The organism is Christensenellaceae bacterium 44-20 (assembly GCA_041223705.1).
Lineage (GTDB): Bacteria > Bacillota > Clostridia > Christensenellales > Christensenellaceae > QANA01.
This window is the reverse complement of the sequence record JBCLQU010000001.1, coordinates 390,455-404,009: the sequence shown is the minus strand read 5'-3', so window position 1 is coordinate 404,009 and position 13,555 is coordinate 390,455. Positions and strand designations below refer to the sequence as shown.

General features: G+C 45.4%; 27 protein-coding genes. 7 read left to right on the top strand and 20 right to left on the bottom strand.

Annotated features, from left to right (window positions below; all coding sequences use genetic code 11):
* Positions 1 to 16 precede the first annotated feature (16 nt).
* The 16 genes from AALG83_02155 to AALG83_02080 form a co-directional block, all read right to left on the bottom strand.
* Complete coding sequence (locus AALG83_02155; protein MEY8381959.1) at positions 17 to 532, bottom strand: hypothetical protein; 516 nt, start codon at positions 530 to 532, stop codon at positions 17 to 19.
* Positions 529 to 789: a hypothetical protein gene (locus AALG83_02150; GenBank protein MEY8381958.1), complete on the bottom strand. Its 261-nt coding sequence runs from the start codon at positions 787 to 789 to the stop codon at positions 529 to 531. The genes AALG83_02155 and AALG83_02150 overlap by 4 nt, the downstream gene beginning before the upstream one ends.
* Before the next feature lie 232 nt (positions 790 to 1,021).
* A complete protein-coding gene (locus AALG83_02145) occupies positions 1,022 to 1,267 on the bottom strand; it encodes a hypothetical protein (GenBank protein ID MEY8381957.1) in 246 nt (81 codons plus the stop codon).
* 111 nt (positions 1,268 to 1,378) lie between these two features.
* A complete protein-coding gene (locus AALG83_02140) occupies positions 1,379 to 1,789 on the bottom strand; it encodes a hypothetical protein (GenBank protein MEY8381956.1) in 411 nt (136 codons plus the stop codon).
* Positions 1,761 to 2,144: a single-stranded DNA-binding protein gene (locus tag AALG83_02135; protein ID MEY8381955.1), complete on the bottom strand. Its 384-nt coding sequence runs from the start codon at positions 2,142 to 2,144 to the stop codon at positions 1,761 to 1,763. Before AALG83_02135 ends, AALG83_02140 begins: the two co-directional genes overlap by 29 nt.
* Before the next feature lie 2 nt (positions 2,145 to 2,146).
* A complete protein-coding gene (locus AALG83_02130) occupies positions 2,147 to 2,344 on the bottom strand; it encodes a hypothetical protein (GenBank protein ID MEY8381954.1) in 198 nt (65 codons plus the stop codon).
* A 62-nt stretch (positions 2,345 to 2,406) separates the two neighbouring features.
* Positions 2,407 to 3,246: an ATP-binding protein gene (locus tag AALG83_02125; GenBank protein ID MEY8381953.1), complete on the bottom strand. Its 840-nt coding sequence runs from the start codon at positions 3,244 to 3,246 to the stop codon at positions 2,407 to 2,409.
* 10 nt (positions 3,247 to 3,256) lie between these two features.
* Positions 3,257 to 3,916 (bottom strand): hypothetical protein, encoded by a 660-nt coding sequence (locus tag AALG83_02120; protein MEY8381952.1) that lies wholly within the window; start codon positions 3,914 to 3,916, stop codon positions 3,257 to 3,259.
* A complete protein-coding gene (locus AALG83_02115) occupies positions 3,913 to 4,248 on the bottom strand; it encodes a hypothetical protein (GenBank protein MEY8381951.1) in 336 nt (111 codons plus the stop codon). Before AALG83_02115 ends, AALG83_02120 begins: the two co-directional genes overlap by 4 nt.
* A gap of 9 nt (positions 4,249 to 4,257) precedes the next feature.
* Positions 4,258 to 4,518: a hypothetical protein gene (locus AALG83_02110; protein ID MEY8381950.1), complete on the bottom strand. Its 261-nt coding sequence runs from the start codon at positions 4,516 to 4,518 to the stop codon at positions 4,258 to 4,260.
* Positions 4,502 to 5,083, bottom strand: a complete 582-nt coding sequence (locus AALG83_02105; GenBank protein ID MEY8381949.1) for an ERF family protein — start codon at positions 5,081 to 5,083, stop codon at positions 4,502 to 4,504. Before AALG83_02105 ends, AALG83_02110 begins: the two co-directional genes overlap by 17 nt.
* Positions 5,084 to 5,092: 9 nt before the next feature.
* A complete protein-coding gene (locus AALG83_02100; protein ID MEY8381948.1) occupies positions 5,093 to 5,602 on the bottom strand; it encodes a siphovirus Gp157 family protein in 510 nt (169 codons plus the stop codon).
* A gap of 75 nt (positions 5,603 to 5,677) precedes the next feature.
* On the bottom strand, positions 5,678 to 5,845 hold the full coding sequence (locus tag AALG83_02095; GenBank protein MEY8381947.1) for a hypothetical protein: 168 nt from the start codon (positions 5,843 to 5,845) through the stop codon (positions 5,678 to 5,680).
* Positions 5,842 to 6,483, bottom strand: a complete 642-nt coding sequence (locus tag AALG83_02090) for a hypothetical protein (protein ID MEY8381946.1) — start codon at positions 6,481 to 6,483, stop codon at positions 5,842 to 5,844. The genes AALG83_02095 and AALG83_02090 overlap by 4 nt, the downstream gene beginning before the upstream one ends.
* On the bottom strand, positions 6,437 to 6,580 hold the full coding sequence (locus tag AALG83_02085) for a hypothetical protein (protein MEY8381945.1): 144 nt from the start codon (positions 6,578 to 6,580) through the stop codon (positions 6,437 to 6,439). Before AALG83_02085 ends, AALG83_02090 begins: the two co-directional genes overlap by 47 nt.
* A 54-nt stretch (positions 6,581 to 6,634) precedes the next feature.
* Positions 6,635 to 6,988: a hypothetical protein gene (locus tag AALG83_02080; GenBank protein ID MEY8381944.1), complete on the bottom strand. Its 354-nt coding sequence runs from the start codon at positions 6,986 to 6,988 to the stop codon at positions 6,635 to 6,637.
* Positions 6,989 to 7,555: 567 nt separating this feature from the next.
* On the opposite strand from AALG83_02080, the gene AALG83_02075 reads away from it, so the two are divergent.
* On the top strand, positions 7,556 to 7,888 hold the full coding sequence (locus tag AALG83_02075) for a hypothetical protein (protein ID MEY8381943.1): 333 nt from the start codon (positions 7,556 to 7,558) through the stop codon (positions 7,886 to 7,888).
* 230 nt (positions 7,889 to 8,118) lie between these two features.
* Positions 8,119 to 8,433, top strand: a complete 315-nt coding sequence (locus AALG83_02070; protein ID MEY8381942.1) for a hypothetical protein — start codon at positions 8,119 to 8,121, stop codon at positions 8,431 to 8,433.
* A 17-nt stretch (positions 8,434 to 8,450) separates the two neighbouring features.
* On the opposite strand, the gene AALG83_02065 is transcribed toward AALG83_02070, so the two are convergent.
* On the bottom strand, positions 8,451 to 8,618 hold the full coding sequence (locus tag AALG83_02065; protein ID MEY8381941.1) for a hypothetical protein: 168 nt from the start codon (positions 8,616 to 8,618) through the stop codon (positions 8,451 to 8,453).
* A 468-nt stretch (positions 8,619 to 9,086) separates the two neighbouring features.
* Here AALG83_02065 and AALG83_02060 point away from each other — a divergent pair, with 468 nt between their 5' ends.
* Positions 9,087 to 9,320: a hypothetical protein gene (locus tag AALG83_02060; protein MEY8381940.1), complete on the top strand. Its 234-nt coding sequence runs from the start codon at positions 9,087 to 9,089 to the stop codon at positions 9,318 to 9,320.
* A 178-nt stretch (positions 9,321 to 9,498) separates the two neighbouring features.
* Here the strand turns inward: AALG83_02060 and AALG83_02055 are convergent, their stop codons facing one another.
* Positions 9,499 to 9,684, bottom strand: a complete 186-nt coding sequence (locus AALG83_02055; protein ID MEY8381939.1) for a helix-turn-helix transcriptional regulator — start codon at positions 9,682 to 9,684, stop codon at positions 9,499 to 9,501.
* Between the two features lie 109 nt (positions 9,685 to 9,793).
* Here AALG83_02055 and AALG83_02050 point away from each other — a divergent pair, with 109 nt between their 5' ends.
* Positions 9,794 to 10,024 (top strand): helix-turn-helix transcriptional regulator, encoded by a 231-nt coding sequence (locus AALG83_02050; GenBank protein ID MEY8381938.1) that lies wholly within the window; start codon positions 9,794 to 9,796, stop codon positions 10,022 to 10,024.
* Here the strand turns inward: AALG83_02050 and AALG83_02045 are convergent.
* The gene (locus tag AALG83_02045) at positions 10,011 to 10,454 is read right to left on the bottom strand and encodes a hypothetical protein (GenBank protein MEY8381937.1); all 444 of its coding nucleotides are present in this window, start codon (positions 10,452 to 10,454) and stop codon (positions 10,011 to 10,013) included. The two genes, AALG83_02050 and AALG83_02045, sit on opposite strands and share 14 nt — an antisense overlap.
* 266 nt (positions 10,455 to 10,720) lie before the next feature.
* The gene (locus tag AALG83_02040) at positions 10,721 to 10,876 is read right to left on the bottom strand and encodes a hypothetical protein (protein ID MEY8381936.1); all 156 of its coding nucleotides are present in this window, start codon (positions 10,874 to 10,876) and stop codon (positions 10,721 to 10,723) included.
* Positions 10,877 to 11,053: 177 nt separating this feature from the next.
* Between AALG83_02040 and AALG83_02035 the strand changes: the two genes are divergently transcribed.
* The 3 genes from AALG83_02035 to AALG83_02025 all read left to right on the top strand — a co-directional run bounded on the left by AALG83_02035 (position 11,054) and on the right by AALG83_02025 (position 13,509).
* The gene (locus AALG83_02035) at positions 11,054 to 11,371 is read left to right on the top strand and encodes a ribbon-helix-helix domain-containing protein (protein ID MEY8381935.1); all 318 of its coding nucleotides are present in this window, start codon (positions 11,054 to 11,056) and stop codon (positions 11,369 to 11,371) included.
* A gap of 78 nt (positions 11,372 to 11,449) precedes the next feature.
* The gene (locus AALG83_02030) at positions 11,450 to 12,142 is read left to right on the top strand and encodes an ImmA/IrrE family metallo-endopeptidase (protein ID MEY8381934.1); all 693 of its coding nucleotides are present in this window, start codon (positions 11,450 to 11,452) and stop codon (positions 12,140 to 12,142) included.
* A 161-nt stretch (positions 12,143 to 12,303) separates the two neighbouring features.
* On the top strand, positions 12,304 to 13,509 hold the full coding sequence (locus AALG83_02025) for a hypothetical protein (protein ID MEY8381933.1): 1,206 nt from the start codon (positions 12,304 to 12,306) through the stop codon (positions 13,507 to 13,509).
* Positions 13,510 to 13,555: the final 46 nt, after the last annotated feature.

Sequence of the window (13,555 nt, the reverse complement as noted above, 5' to 3'; positions counted from 1 at the left end):
TTTCTCCTCCCGGCCGCTACATCGGCTTCTCATTGCCTGCTCTCCTGTTCCAATCCGCTATGACTTCCGCATATCCATCGTGAATGACTTCTGCACCACCGTTTTTACATCTAATCTCTGTTTGCCGCTTTAGCATTAACCCGCAATCCTTACAGCGGACTATGTTCTCGACAAAAATGCTTTTTCGTTCCACTCTGTGCTTGCCTGTGTATGCTTCAACTTTACCTCCGCAAAGCGGGCAGGCCTTTGGCTCCTCATCCGTTTTTTCTTCGGATGCTGGAGTCTCTTTTGCTGCCTCCACTAAGACAAGTGTTTCATCTGAAAACCACCGCTCAGAATCAATTGACAACTTAACATAACTAAAAAAATCATCTGCCTTTTCTACTTCTGCAATCTTACCGCATAGTCCACGCATGCTGTCAAAAAAGGGATATGTAACATTTATACCTCCCGAGATAGTAACTCCATACTCCCTCACCATATCGTCCCAATCCCGAACCATTACCGTGTCGCCTACTTTGAATTTGCTCATTGCTTCCCTCCTGTCAGCTTTACCAGAAATATCCTTCCGCCGCTCGTTATTACTGCAACTTTCCCTCTCAAATCCATTTTTTCTAGCGCATGCCGATACCCGCTATATGCGCTGGCCTGATTCTTATAGCAATCTTTGAAGGCAACCACTTCTGCTACTTCTTGCCCGCTTTTTGAAAAATCTTCAAGCATCCTCCGTGTCATATTCATCTGCTTCGTTCTTCCTTTAGGAAACACAACATCATAGTCCAATTTCATTTTTCTTCTCTTCCCGGCCTTATCGTCTGTATCAGTCCTTGCTCCTGTTTTGCTCGCGGCGCTATCGTCATCGGTGCTTGCCTGCTTCTCCTCCGGCCGCCCTCCTCCCTTTTATCGCATTCCTCCGGCGGACAGCCTCTTGGCGTTCCCGTATCATAGCAGTAGTGGCAGGCTTTGAGCGGTGCGTCCACATTACCCAGCTTTCTGTAATATCTGCATCCCTTGCATAGATTCATTTTTGCTCCTCTATCCAAATGACTGTGCGCTGATTCTTCCTGTCCGGCTCGCCCTTTTTAAGCCGCAGCTCGACGTTGTCAAAGCTGTCATCCAGAAGAATATCCGCCTGCACCAGCCCGTCCAGTATCATCTTACCCGAATAATTGTCCGGGTCTCTGCGCCGTCTGTCCGCAAAGTGATAGGTCAGCGTCAGTATTGCCCGCGCTATCGGCTCTTTTGGCCTTGGCCTGCAATATATCACCACCAGCTCTGCCCAGCGTTTTTTTGAGTGCCCGATACTCCCATATGTTTTCCCTCCCGGCAAATTGATTCAGGCTGGGCGGCACATATGGAATTGTGTATTCCAGCATTCCTAGCCCTCCACAAATTTGGGGCAGGCCTGAACGTGGTAGCTTATCATCAATTCGCTGCACTTTGGCACTCGATACTCTTTTTTAGTTGCTTCCCATCCGCGTACCGGGCGGAAGTCTATGCTCCACTCACAGCCGTTTCCTTTGCGCGGATTTGGCACAGCATGTTTACAGCTCCAGCATAGGGACCCGCTTCGCTTGCGCCTGCATACCTGGTATTTGCTCATTGGTATGCCCATCTGCTTTGCACAGTCTATGCTCCCGCCGATATTCTCTATCTGCCGGTACAGCTCACCTCTTCCGCATTCCCGCAACAGCTGCTGCGTCGGAAAGGTTTTCAGATGATATTCCTGCATAAACTCCCGGACAGCTTGGTGGACAGCCTCAGAAGGGCAGCTCTTCTTCGCTTTCATAGTCTACCTCCTGCATCCCTCCGAAGGTATCAGCGCTGGCGTTTGCTGCTCCGGGCTTAGCCAGAAACTCAATATCCTCTGCCTGAATTTCCGTTACATAGCGCTTTGAGCCGTCGTTTGCCTCGTAAGACCGAGTGCGTAGTTCACCAGCCACCGCAACCTGCTGTCCTTTCACCAGATATTTCGCGCAGTTGTCCGCCAGTCCCCGCCATGCGATGACGTTGAAGAAATCAGCCTGCTCCCGGTTCATGCGGCGTGTTACCGCTACGCTCATGGTCGCCACGTTTACGCCGTTTGGCGTTGTCTTATGCTCCGGCGCCTTTGTCAGCCGGCCAATGATAAACACTTTGTTCATATTCATTTTCCCTTTCTTCGGTCCAGTTTTTCTTGTTCTTTTTCCTTTCGATATTGTGTCAGTTGGTCAAGTGTACTTTCCATCTCATTGCGTATAAATCCAACAAACTGCATGTCGGTTTTATAATACTTGACGGTTCGGCATAATTGCTCAAGCCCTCTCAGCAGCTCAACCTCTGTACGCTTTTTTTCTTTTCCCATTATCGGCACCCTCCTATTTCCCTGTAACCACTTGCTCTTTTCCCTGCTTTCTCAAAATCCCGTTACAGCCCCAATACATCCGCATACCTGCCGAAGTTTTCTTTTAGCCCCGCCTGCCTTCTGTCCTCGCCCCCGAATTTGACCGGAATACACATTTCAAACAAGCGTGAGTAAACGCGCCTCTTCCGTATATCCTTTGGATTCTCAAGCTCTTTTCCGTCCAAATTCGTTGTAATAATGAGCGGCAATCCTTCCCTGCATCTGCTGTCAATGATGTTGTGCACAATCTCTCCGACATACTCAGTATCTCTTTCCGCTCCCAGGTCATCTATCACAACCAGCGGGAAACTATTCAGCTTGTCGATATATTCCTGCTTTCCCTCAAACATCCCGCTAAGGGTATTTGTCAGCCTTGCAAAGTTCGTCATCAGGCATGGGACGCCCTGATTGATTAAGGCGTTCACGATACACGCGGCCAGAAAGGTTTTCCCCACTCCCACATCTCCAAACAGAAGCAATCCTTTGCCGTCGGCCCGCATCTGTGCGAAATTTGCAACATACCGCTTTGCAATCAGGCTATATTGGCTATTCGGGCTGTCGCTGTTTTCAAAAGTCCATTGCTCCATCTGCGATTCCGGGAAGCCTGCCCAGCGCAGTTCTTTCACCCGCCTTTCAAACTCCCTTCGCTTTTCCTCCTCCGCTTCCCGCTGTTTTCTTTCAGCCGCACACTTGCAAAGGCACATCGGCGTTCTCTCAAACCCGAGAATAACTACTCTGGCCTGCTTTGGCGTATGGCATTTCCCGCAGTAAAGCAGCCCATCGACGATATAGTCTCCCTGCTCTGCCTTAATTTGCTTTTCTGATGCCCTTTCGATGCTGTCAAATGCACCTACAAAACCCATTTTTCTCCTCCTAGTAAAGAATCCCTTTAAACTTGCCATCCGTCAGAACGGCCGCGTCTTTTTTGTCATCAATCCTACTGGAATATGTGTTGCGCTCCCAGGTGCGTATTGCCGCTTTCCAGTCCTTCATTTTGTTTTTCCCAACCTGCCACCCATTGGCGGTGTAGTAATCAACAAACCTCTGAGCATCCACTTTGTTTTTTCTCTCAAGGCAGTATGCCTCTACCTGTTCAACCGTGGGCGGAGTGAAGCTTTTCTTTTTTTGTATTTTTTCTTTCTTGTTTTCGTTTCTGTTTTTGTTTATGTATATTAATGTGCTATCAACTCCTGCACGAATACCGCGCTCATTCCCATCCTCACTTTGCGCCCATGCCTGTTCGTATTCCGTTTCTGAAAAATGGAATAGGTGATACTTACCCGCCTGTCTGGCCTTTCCGGGAGCATATTCCAGGATGCCACGCTGCTTGAGCTTGTTCCTCGCGGAAGTGATGCCGGATATGCTCAGTCCAGTCAGCTGCTGCAATATCAGATTGCTCGCTGCAAACTCGGTTTTCCACATAGTCTTATTGTTTATGTGCACCAGTGCGTGCCATAAAGCAATCTCGCTTGTGGACAGTTGGTTTAACAGCAAATAATCGTGAAACGCATTCAGCTCTGCGATGTAGTTCATCCTCTGCCCCATTCCCTTTCAACTTGCTCCCGCAAGATATTGGTCTGAATCTTGTATACGTTTATTGCCTCCCGCGCCGCCTTATACAGCGCCTCAGCAATATCTCTCTCCTGCCTTAGCGCCGCTATTTCCTCCTGCCCTCGGCAAATGTCAGAAATGATGGTGACTGGCGTTCCCCTTTCCCGTTCTATCAGCATCGCTTTTGCAAGGGCTGTGCGGTATGCTGTTTCAGTTCTAGCACTGGAAATTGCTCTTTCCTTTGTCGCTTCCAGCGCCTTATCCATCATTGCTGACTTCTGACTTAACTGTTCTATCAGCTCGTATCCGTCCATGTTCTCCCCCTATAGCCTGCTTTTCAGGAACGTATCAATGAACTCTTTGCGTGTCCATCCAGCCATCTCAAGGCGCCGCTGAAACTCCTGCTGTACCCGCAGACGGAATGCTTTGTTTCGGTGAATCCCGTTTATCCCGCGGTGCACCTCGGGCGGCAGATATATCACGCAGTTATATTCTTCGCTCCATTTCCTGCAAGGGCCGCCAAAGACGTGGTGCTCTTCATACGGCCCCGGCGGCCTTTGCTCCCGCTCAATCGGAACTCTCATCGTTTGCCCTGCTCTGCTGTCTCAGGCAGTCCCCGCACATGCCGTACTTTTCCAGCACCACATCCGCTGAAAGGTGGTTGCCGTCTCTGGTCTTGCACGCTTTCATGGGCTTGCCGCATTTCGGGCAGAGCAGTTGCTCTTTGGGTGTCGGGCTGGGTGAATCCGAATCAGGGTCCGGCATTTCCTCAGTCGGAATACAAAACACCTGGAAACAGGCGTATTTGAATGCCACACTCATGGCCTTGTTGGTCGCCTTGTCTCCGCTGTCCATTCCCTCCCCGATGACAACTGTCTGTAAGTTGCTTCCATCGCTCGCCCAGAAGGTAAACCGTACACGGCAGATTGAATAAATGAGCAGGCCTCCTTTTGCTGTTTTATGTTCTTCTCTGGTCTGTTCCAGCACTTCTGGCACGACAAACACTTTGTATTTCGCAAGCAACGGATTTAGCGCGTTCATCACGTCATCCACGCCGCGATACATAAACCCCTGCTTAACATTTCTTTTTCCCTTTTCTATGGCTCCAAGTTCTTGCATAATGGCCGGAATCGCTTCATAAATTTTCATTTTCTCCTCCTATTTAATCTGCAAGTTCTGCCGCTCGACCAGCTGCGCGCCCGGGATAACTTCGCCGGTTTTAAGCAGCACGCCTATCTCCGTCTTGTTCGCTTTCGGTTCTTGCTGAACCAGCAAATCTTCTCTACCGGTTTCTTTTGCCCAAGCAAGAAATCCATCTTCTACCTCTACCGACCTACTGGTGCGAAAGCTCAGCGCGCTTCTGGGTGTTTCCAATTTCTTCTTTCCTGTGCTCAACATCGCGCTGTACAGATAATTCTTTAGCCGTTTGCAGGTGTTCTCTTTGGATTTTCGCCTCGTCTCCAGCCGCTTTTCCTCGGCCTTGATAGCCTCCGCCTCCGCGCTTAGATTTTTATACAAGCAGGCGATGTTATCCATTTTATCCTCAATCGCTTCCTGAATGGACTCCAGCGTATCTTTAACAGCCTCATCCGGCAGCATTTCCCCTTCTTCGCTCTCAATGAAGCTTAGAAAATCCAGGTACTTTTGAGACAGCTCGTAAAGTGTCATCGCTCTTCCTCCTTCACCATCCGCAGTGTTGCTTGGCAGCACCCTTTGCTAAAATGCAGGCCACTGTACCGTCCCTTATATTTCGGAAACTTTATCAAACACATCTCCTGTTTCTCCATATTTCTCCCTCCAGAGCTCATACCAAATCTTCTCTCTCTTGGCCGCTTTCTCTGCCCGCTTGATAAGCTCAAGCCGCTCCTGCTCCATTTGCGCAAGCAGTTCTAAAAGCTCTTCTCTGCTCATTTTCTTCCCTCCAATACTTTGTCTATGCCCCGAAGTGCCGCGAACGCGCTCTGGATGCGGTGCATCTCCTGATTTCGGTATTGCATCAGCTCCGCCGGGTCATAGCTTAGGTAGTAGCCCCGGCCATCCTGAAAGTTCAGGATTGGGTATTCCTCCCGCAGCAGCGCGATACCGTTTCTCATAACCCTGTCTTTCATCCCGGACATGGAGCGAAGGAATATCCTTCGCGTCGCGTTTTCCCTGCCTGTCCCAATATGCGGCAGGATGTGCTTTTCGGCATTTATAAACCTTGTATTTTCCTTGTGATGGCTTGAAAGGTCTATTTGTACCCTCTGCCTTGCAATCATGTCCAGCGCGTATTTTTCCAGTTCTGGCGGCGCGGGGACAATTCCATGCTCTATCATGCTGAACAGCGGAATTGTCATTTTGCCGTTGTATCCGTTTATGACTTGTGCTTGGGTCAATCCAGCCTGCTCTCTTAACGCTCTTATATAATGCAAAGCTTGCCTCCTTTGCTTTTTTGTGGTATCCTGAAATTGTTGAGTATCGGATACCTTGTATCCCTTTGAGCCGCCTGCAAGCGGCTCTTTTTTATTGCGCCTGCTGCATTCTCTCGCAGTACACCCAGATATTGCCATCGCTGTCCATTTCCAGATAGCAGCCTGCCTCACGCAGAGCCTGTGCATACCCCAGCGTCATTTTGTACCCGCTCTCTACTCCGACTAATACTTTCATGTTGTTTCCTCCTTTGTTTTTATTAAATTCTGTAATCTTGCATTTGCTTGCCGCCTATCTTACTAACCGTAATCCTTGCTGACTTTGTGCTTGCCTTAGCTCGTCTGCCGGCATCAGGACCACGCACATGTTTTGCGGGAGCATTCCCGATCCAGCTCTTGCTTTTCTTGCCAATACCTCTTCATAGCTTTTTGCAGTTTTCCTATTTTTCGGGAAAACGAGATGCAGATATTCTTCTGGCTCCCCAATGAGCTCCATGATTTTGTACATCTCGGTAATCGTCCAGTCTCCTTTACCCTGCATACGCGAAGTGATGTATCCATCAGACCGTTCGAGATGCTTGCCAAGGTCTCTTCTTTGAATATCCAGCTGTGAAAGCCGCTCTTTTAAATATGGATAACGTTTCATTGTTTCCTCCTTTCTAAATACTCTTTTGCGTTCTAAAATTCTTAATTCTTTATAGCCCCGCGCCCCCGTTTACAATTATTTTACAAATAAAATCAAGCGACAACTCAAAGTATATGATATACTGCACAGCATACAAGATATTGTGTACACAACCTATTTTTTGAATCTTGTAAATACAGCAGAAAGGAGTATGTGGATTGGCTAACAAAAGACAAACCAGTAAGGCTGTCGCTTCTAAGGCCTCTGACCTTCTTAAAAATAGCAACTCCAAGAAGGTCAAATCTGTTGCAGGTAGCGCATTATCTCAGACCAAGAAGGGCAAATAATTATGAGCTCCTTCTGAACAGCCAGCGGAAGTCATATCTCGAGAAGAATTCCGAGTGAATGGCCATCGCTTCGGCAACAAGAAAATCTTGTCTTCCATTTATTTTTCCGCTGATTGTGTTTCTGTGTAGCCCTAGCACATTAGCAAGGTCTACAATCTCTATCCTATCTGCATGCATTGCGGATTTAAGATTAGAGTACATTTTAACTACCTCCTTTAATGGAAATTATGAAAGGAATTAAATGAAAAAAACTACTTTACGAATAACGGGCATCAATGAAATTCAAGATTCTATTAGCGCTACCTTACAAACACTGGAGAATTTCTCAACGCCTGCCGGGATTGATATGGCTGAAATCCTTACGCCTGAATTCTTGCAAACCACATCATCACTCAGTTCCTTTGATGAACTTTTAGACAAGAGCGGTTTTAAGGTTGAGACACAAGAGGATTTTATCGCCATACCAGAAGAAGAATTTGACCAGTATATCAGAAGCATTTCTAGCTTTAATTCTTGGAGTGATATGCTCGATTGTGCTTTTGAAGAATACATTGCTAATCAATTAGAATTCTAGCTCTCATGCTGTCCGAATATTTGTTTTACTAGAACATCTATTTCGGACAGCAACTTTTTTATTTCCTCAAGCTGTTCAATTTTCAGTTTCAGGTTGACTTCTCTATTTGCCATACTTTCCTCCTTTCTAGACGCTTTGTCTTGATATTAAATTGTGGTTGCTTCCACTTTTTTACAAATACTGCTATCCTTTTCTTATCCACAAAAAATTTAAGGAAAGGAGGTAGTTTCATGCTACGCATCATAGGTTTAGATAAATTTTGTTCCGTTATCAATGATTTCAAAGCTTCCGGTATTCAGGTAAAGGTATTTGGTTCTAATGAAGAAATTTTTACCGGGTGGTTTGATGAACCTAGAAAATCGAATACACTTAGCGTCAGATTAGTTGCAATGACTTCTGTTGGAACGCTTTATTGTAATGAAAGGTTCAATCTTGACAAAGATTCTGAATTAGTCGAGCAAGCCAACGCTTTAATTACTTCTCTCGAAATCACAAACGCGGAATTATCTTTTGGTGATGGAAATGGTAAGATTTCCATCAAGTAGCTTTCACTGGCATAGGCCTATCGGTCTATGCCTTTTTCTAAAAGCTTCAACGCCTCTATTGCGACCATTTCATCTTTGGTTTCGCAAAACAGTCTCAGCGCCTCCTTGTTAATAAAACCTCTAAGCGTTCCTTCAGAACCTTCACGTATTTTTTGTAGTGTCTCTTCAAAATTTTTCTTTTTCATTTCTTCCTCCTATTTAAGCTCTCTCGCCTGATATTAAACTGTATTTACTTCCATTTTTTTACAATATCCTTCATAATAAAATCATTGTAGAGAGGTATTGTATTATGAAAAAAGATTCCTTGCTTCCTTTCATAAGGCCAAACGAAAAGGCTTATAAAAGATATGTTGCATATCGCTTGAAAGAAAAGATAAAACTCTTTTTCTCTCGCTTTAGGAAGGTTCTCAAGATAATTTCCAACATAATTCTTTGGATTTGTGCTGTTGGCGGGTTTGTCTTATCTCTTATCCAATTTTTTCAGGATTCGTAACAAACAAATCGTCTGCACAAACATCATGAGTGCTTGCCCTAGCTTTGCGTAGTCCATGCTTGTCTCCTTTCCATTTGACGGCCTACCCGCCGCCGTGTTATTCTGTGTTTAGAATAGTTCTTAAGCTATGCTGTTCGATATCTTGAATAGGAGGTTCCTTATGAATACATGTAAGCTTGCTTATGATTTAGCTTTAATTTATACGAAAACTCAATATGACGAAGCTTTGCGCCAAAAAACTATACCGATAGCACTACACCATCCCCAAATTTTAGAAGACTCATCATTCTTAGCAGAAACCTTTACTGAAATGTATATTGGACTTCTCAATTCTCCTGGTTTGTTTTCGGATATTGAAGAGTGGGAACCAAGGCTTCTCGGCAATGAAGAATAGCTAGCTCGCACGCTCTCTCTAATTCTCTGATTTTGATACCTTCCTGGTTCGCGAGTTGCACAATTGTTTGTGCAAACTTTATTGCTATGTTTTCTTTTGGTTTTCTAAAAAAATGCTTGCTTTCCATCACTTACCCTCATTCAATTGACGATTTGGTTAATCCTGTGTTATCCTTTGCCTAGAACAACTCTTCCACGGTGCTGTTCAGGACTTTTGCTATCAGCATAGCGGTTTTTAAACTCGGCCTTTGCGTGCCGTACTCTATACGCTGATAGCTTGTTTCAGTAATATTGGCTTGCTTTGCAACTTCCACTTGCGTCAAGCCTGTTTTTTGTCGTTTTACTTTAAGTTTTGTGTTATGCACTACCCTCCCTCACTTTCTTAGTAACACTACATATTATGTTGTGTTCTGCTCTTAGCATACACTACACATTATGTTGTGTCAAGTATTTTTTAATCTTTGGAGGCTTGACATGGCTAAATTTATGGGCAAAATCGGTGAACGTATTAGAACTTTGCGAACCATGAACAACATTACCCAAAAGCAGCTTTCTGAAATACTCGGCATATCTGTAGTATCTTTGCAGCGTTTTGAGTATGGCTCTGCACGGCCTAGCTTGGATACTCTTCTCATTCTTGCTGATTACTTTAATGTCTCTCTTGACTATCTTGTCGGCCGCTCTGATAACCCTACCCGGCACTAACTTTATTGCCTCCCTCACAGGAGGCTTTTTGCTTGTCCCTTTTTCCTGTTCTTTGCCTACCATTAAACCGTGCTATATTCCATTTTTTTACAGAATCCTTCATAATGGCATCATAAAGGAGAATTTTTGCCATGAAGAAGAAATACATTTTTGTCGCTGCCATTTTGAGTGTGTTGCTTATTGTGTTGCTCGGGCAGATTTTGAATGCTATTTTTACCGCGCCCTCGCCATCTGTCTCACCTTCACCATCAGTTTCTCCATCACTGCTACCCAGCGTGAGACCATCGCCTTCTCCTTCTCCATCTCCTTCGCCATCACCATCGCCCAGTGAAGAACCAACACCTTTGCCTGATGATACACCTGCGCCTTCTCCTACGCGCAAGGCCTCTTCGACACGCAAACCGGATGCTGTTTCTGCTCCGACACTCAACCCTACACCTACTCCAACGCCTACGCCAGAGCCAACACCCACGCCAGCGCCTACCCCGACACCTACGCCGGAACCAGCCGACACGCCTGTCACAGTATGGATTGGAGAAACGGGCAACAAATATCACCGCGAAACCTGCCCTACCTTGAAAGGAAACGGCCATGAAGTTTCTTATGGAACAGCACTTTCACAAGGTCGTGATGCTTGCAAAGTCTGCAAGCCATAGGTTCCGCTGGCCTTATCCGCCGCTCCTCGTGGGCGGCCTTTTATTGTGCTTTTCTCTTTGCTGTGCTCTCGGTCTCTATGGCTTCTATCCCCTTCCCTATAAGAAAGCGCAGCATTTCGGCCTGAGTGTCGTTATAAAATTTTTCTTTTTTTAACTGGTCAAGCACAGGCTCCCACTCTGGCAATAAGGTAACCATTGTCCTTTTAGTTCTCATAGTCATAAAATTCACCTCTCTTTCCAGTGTATCACTGTATCTCTTGCTGTTGATATCATTATAGAGTATCAGTGATACACCTGTCAAGAACTTTTTTAAAAATTGTATCTTTACATCAGTGTATCACCATGATATTATATACACCAAGGAGGCAATATTATGGCGACAAAGAGACAACGATATATGATTTCCGTAGACGATGAGATGTTTAAAGCGATTGAAGATTTTCGATTCGAGCGCCGCTTTCAAACACGCTCAGAAGCCACTACCGAACTTATTCGTCTCGGATTGGAAGAAATAGAAAAAGAAAAGAAGGCGCAAGAAAAGAATCTTTACAACATGCCTACCAAAAACGATAGCTATCTTGATAATGTTTATGGTGAGGCCGCGGCCTTCGGCGGTGATTCTGCAAGAATCCCCGTATCAAAAGAAGCTCTTGAAGAGCTTCTGCGGCGCTCGGCCAAGGATGAGTTGTAAATAATTACCAGCGCAATATCCATGTACTTTCTGATAAGGTATAGTTAACGAACTTAATTATATTACCCGGAGGAAAGTATGAAAAAAAGTGAGATTAAAAAGCTGGTTGGGCGCACGTATTTTGATTCTGTTGATGAAATGACACCACGCGACATCTGCATGAGTTATCTCAAAAAGCACGGATGGCTGGTTATTACAATGGGTGAAGGTGGCAATGGAAACGAAATGCTTCATACGCTAAACCTAGATGACTTTTCACACGGCAAAGCATCTTTTGCATATGAGAATAAGGTTACACGCTTTGTTGCAATAGATGCCAATTTAAGCGCTAACGATTATACGCTATATCTCGCTCACGAATTGGGGCATATCCTATTAGGCCACCCCCTCGACGCTCTTACTCCAGAACATGAGCAGGAAGCCAACACATTTGCCATAGCATTCACGGCTTTAAAACCTCGTTTTCGTTTTACTCGTGTAATTAGTTTGGTTTCGGCCTTGGCATTTATGGTGTGTGCTGCCGGATATTTTATCGGATTTAGCACGGGAAAAGCAAAAGCCACAAACATATACCCTGCACTTGCTCCTGCCGCCAGTACTTCATCAGATGCAGACCCGAACAAGGTCGTGTATTACACGGCCAGCGGCGATAAGTATCACAACTCGGGCTGTCCGCACATCAAAGGCCGCCCTACTCTATCTACTACATTGGGACAAGCGGAAATTTTAGGACTAGAGCCTTGTAAATCATGCTTGCCTGACAAAGATTAAAAATAAGAAATAAAAAAAGCGCCTGTCCGGCGGCAACCAGACAGACGCGATGCGGAAGCGGAAACGCAAATGCAAGATTACAGTCATTACACTTTATACCTATCCATCTCCCTGCCCTTTTATTTTACCATGAGGGCCGGGAAAATAAAAGGAGTATTTTTATGGCAAAAAACAGAAGAAATGCGGCAGAGCCTGTCTGGAATGAACAGGAAGGTTGTTGGTATCACAAGAAGCAGTATCACGGAGAGCGCAAAACCTTCCGCTCCTATGTGCCTGGTGCACGAGGATTCAAAGATTGTCTGGCGCAAGAAAAAAAGTGGCTGACGGATAAGCGCCGTGAAGCTGCTTTTGGCAAAGATTCTAGTGAGATACCATACAATATTCGAGTAAAAGAATTAGGGATGAAATGGATTACAGAGCTGAAGCTGGCTGGCACCAGCCGAGACTATTATAGTCAGTATGAACGCTATTTGCACGGCTATGTTTATCCGTCCTACGGCGTTCGTCGAGTGTCCAGTCTAGTTGAGCAGGATTTACAGGACATTATCCTCAATGCATACGCTCACCCTGTCAGCGAAAACCATACCCATCTCTCTCATAAGACGCTGACAAAAATTCGTGCCTGCCTCATGACTTTCTTAAAGTATGCCAGAAAATGCGGCGTTTCTACGCTGCGCCCTGAGGATTTGTATATTCCAAAACAAGCAGCAAAGAACAAAAAACTTCCTCTTCAAAAATCAGACCTTAAAATTCTATTTTCTGAAGATACCACCAAATATAACAGAAAAATCGTTCAGGATTGGTATATTCACGCCTATCGAGTGGCCGTTATTCTTGGCCTGCGCCCGGGTGAGCTGGCGCATATTCAGGACAAGCGCGACATCAAAGGGAAGCGCTGCTATTTGCGCGGCTCTATCAATGTGCACGGAGAATTTACCCAAGGCAAAAATGCTAATGCTATCCGCAATTTTATTCTGCCTGAGCTTGCCATACAGGAAATTGAAGCTCAGAGGCAAATGCTGAAAGAAGCTAGCGTCTGTAGCCCTTTTCTCTTCCCTGGCCGAGACGGAGAACACTTAGTGTATGAAACCTACCGCGCAAATTGGGAACGCTACCGCGATTTTCACGGGCTTACTCCCCGCACACTTTATGAAATGCGGCATACCTATTTTGCAATCAATAAAAGCAATCCTGTTGAGCTATTAAAAATTATGGCTGGACATAGCAAAGACTTTGATTCCTTTGAGTTCTATGGAGGCGAGCTGGAAGATGATTCCCAGCAGTTGGCATATATTATAGATAACACTGTGCGCGCGATATTAGAGGATAACTCTGGGTCTATCATTTCCTTTCCATATGAAAGATAGCTTTTATCTTTCTGAACGTTGCCTCTTTTCATATTTATAAAGTGTC

Coding starts and splice junctions, on each gene's coding strand:
- AALG83_02070 (MEY8381942.1), top strand. CDS start 8,119: ATGCTACGCATCATAGGTTTAGATAAATTTTGTTCCGTTATCAATGAT.
- AALG83_02130 (MEY8381954.1), bottom strand. CDS start 2,344: ATGGGAAAAGAAAAAAAGCGTACAGAGGTTGAGCTGCTGAGAGGGCTT.
- AALG83_02140 (MEY8381956.1), bottom strand. CDS start 1,789: ATGAAAGCGAAGAAGAGCTGCCCTTCTGAGGCTGTCCACCAAGCTGTC.
- AALG83_02025 (MEY8381933.1), top strand. CDS start 12,304: ATGGCAAAAAACAGAAGAAATGCGGCAGAGCCTGTCTGGAATGAACAG.
- AALG83_02075 (MEY8381943.1), top strand. CDS start 7,556: ATGAAAAAAACTACTTTACGAATAACGGGCATCAATGAAATTCAAGAT.
- AALG83_02040 (MEY8381936.1), bottom strand. CDS start 10,876: ATGGTTACCTTATTGCCAGAGTGGGAGCCTGTGCTTGACCAGTTAAAA.
- AALG83_02080 (MEY8381944.1), bottom strand. CDS start 6,988: ATGAAACGTTATCCATATTTAAAAGAGCGGCTTTCACAGCTGGATATT.
- AALG83_02090 (MEY8381946.1), bottom strand. CDS start 6,483: ATGGCAATATCTGGGTGTACTGCGAGAGAATGCAGCAGGCGCAATAAA.
- AALG83_02030 (MEY8381934.1), top strand. CDS start 11,450: ATGAAAAAAAGTGAGATTAAAAAGCTGGTTGGGCGCACGTATTTTGAT.
- AALG83_02100 (MEY8381948.1), bottom strand. CDS start 5,602: ATGACACTTTACGAGCTGTCTCAAAAGTACCTGGATTTTCTAAGCTTC.
- AALG83_02120 (MEY8381952.1), bottom strand. CDS start 3,916: ATGAACTACATCGCAGAGCTGAATGCGTTTCACGATTATTTGCTGTTA.
- AALG83_02065 (MEY8381941.1), bottom strand. CDS start 8,618: ATGAAAAAGAAAAATTTTGAAGAGACACTACAAAAAATACGTGAAGGT.
- AALG83_02125 (MEY8381953.1), bottom strand. CDS start 3,246: ATGGGTTTTGTAGGTGCATTTGACAGCATCGAAAGGGCATCAGAAAAG.
- AALG83_02105 (MEY8381949.1), bottom strand. CDS start 5,083: ATGAAAATTTATGAAGCGATTCCGGCCATTATGCAAGAACTTGGAGCC.
- AALG83_02110 (MEY8381950.1), bottom strand. CDS start 4,518: ATGAGAGTTCCGATTGAGCGGGAGCAAAGGCCGCCGGGGCCGTATGAA.
- AALG83_02050 (MEY8381938.1), top strand. CDS start 9,794: ATGGCTAAATTTATGGGCAAAATCGGTGAACGTATTAGAACTTTGCGA.
- AALG83_02135 (MEY8381955.1), bottom strand. CDS start 2,144: ATGAACAAAGTGTTTATCATTGGCCGGCTGACAAAGGCGCCGGAGCAT.
- AALG83_02095 (MEY8381947.1), bottom strand. CDS start 5,845: ATGAGCAGAGAAGAGCTTTTAGAACTGCTTGCGCAAATGGAGCAGGAG.
- AALG83_02085 (MEY8381945.1), bottom strand. CDS start 6,580: ATGAAAGTATTAGTCGGAGTAGAGAGCGGGTACAAAATGACGCTGGGG.
- AALG83_02115 (MEY8381951.1), bottom strand. CDS start 4,248: ATGGACGGATACGAGCTGATAGAACAGTTAAGTCAGAAGTCAGCAATG.
- AALG83_02155 (MEY8381959.1), bottom strand. CDS start 532: ATGAGCAAATTCAAAGTAGGCGACACGGTAATGGTTCGGGATTGGGAC.
- AALG83_02150 (MEY8381958.1), bottom strand. CDS start 789: ATGAAATTGGACTATGATGTTGTGTTTCCTAAAGGAAGAACGAAGCAG.
- AALG83_02060 (MEY8381940.1), top strand. CDS start 9,087: ATGAATACATGTAAGCTTGCTTATGATTTAGCTTTAATTTATACGAAA.
- AALG83_02035 (MEY8381935.1), top strand. CDS start 11,054: ATGGCGACAAAGAGACAACGATATATGATTTCCGTAGACGATGAGATG.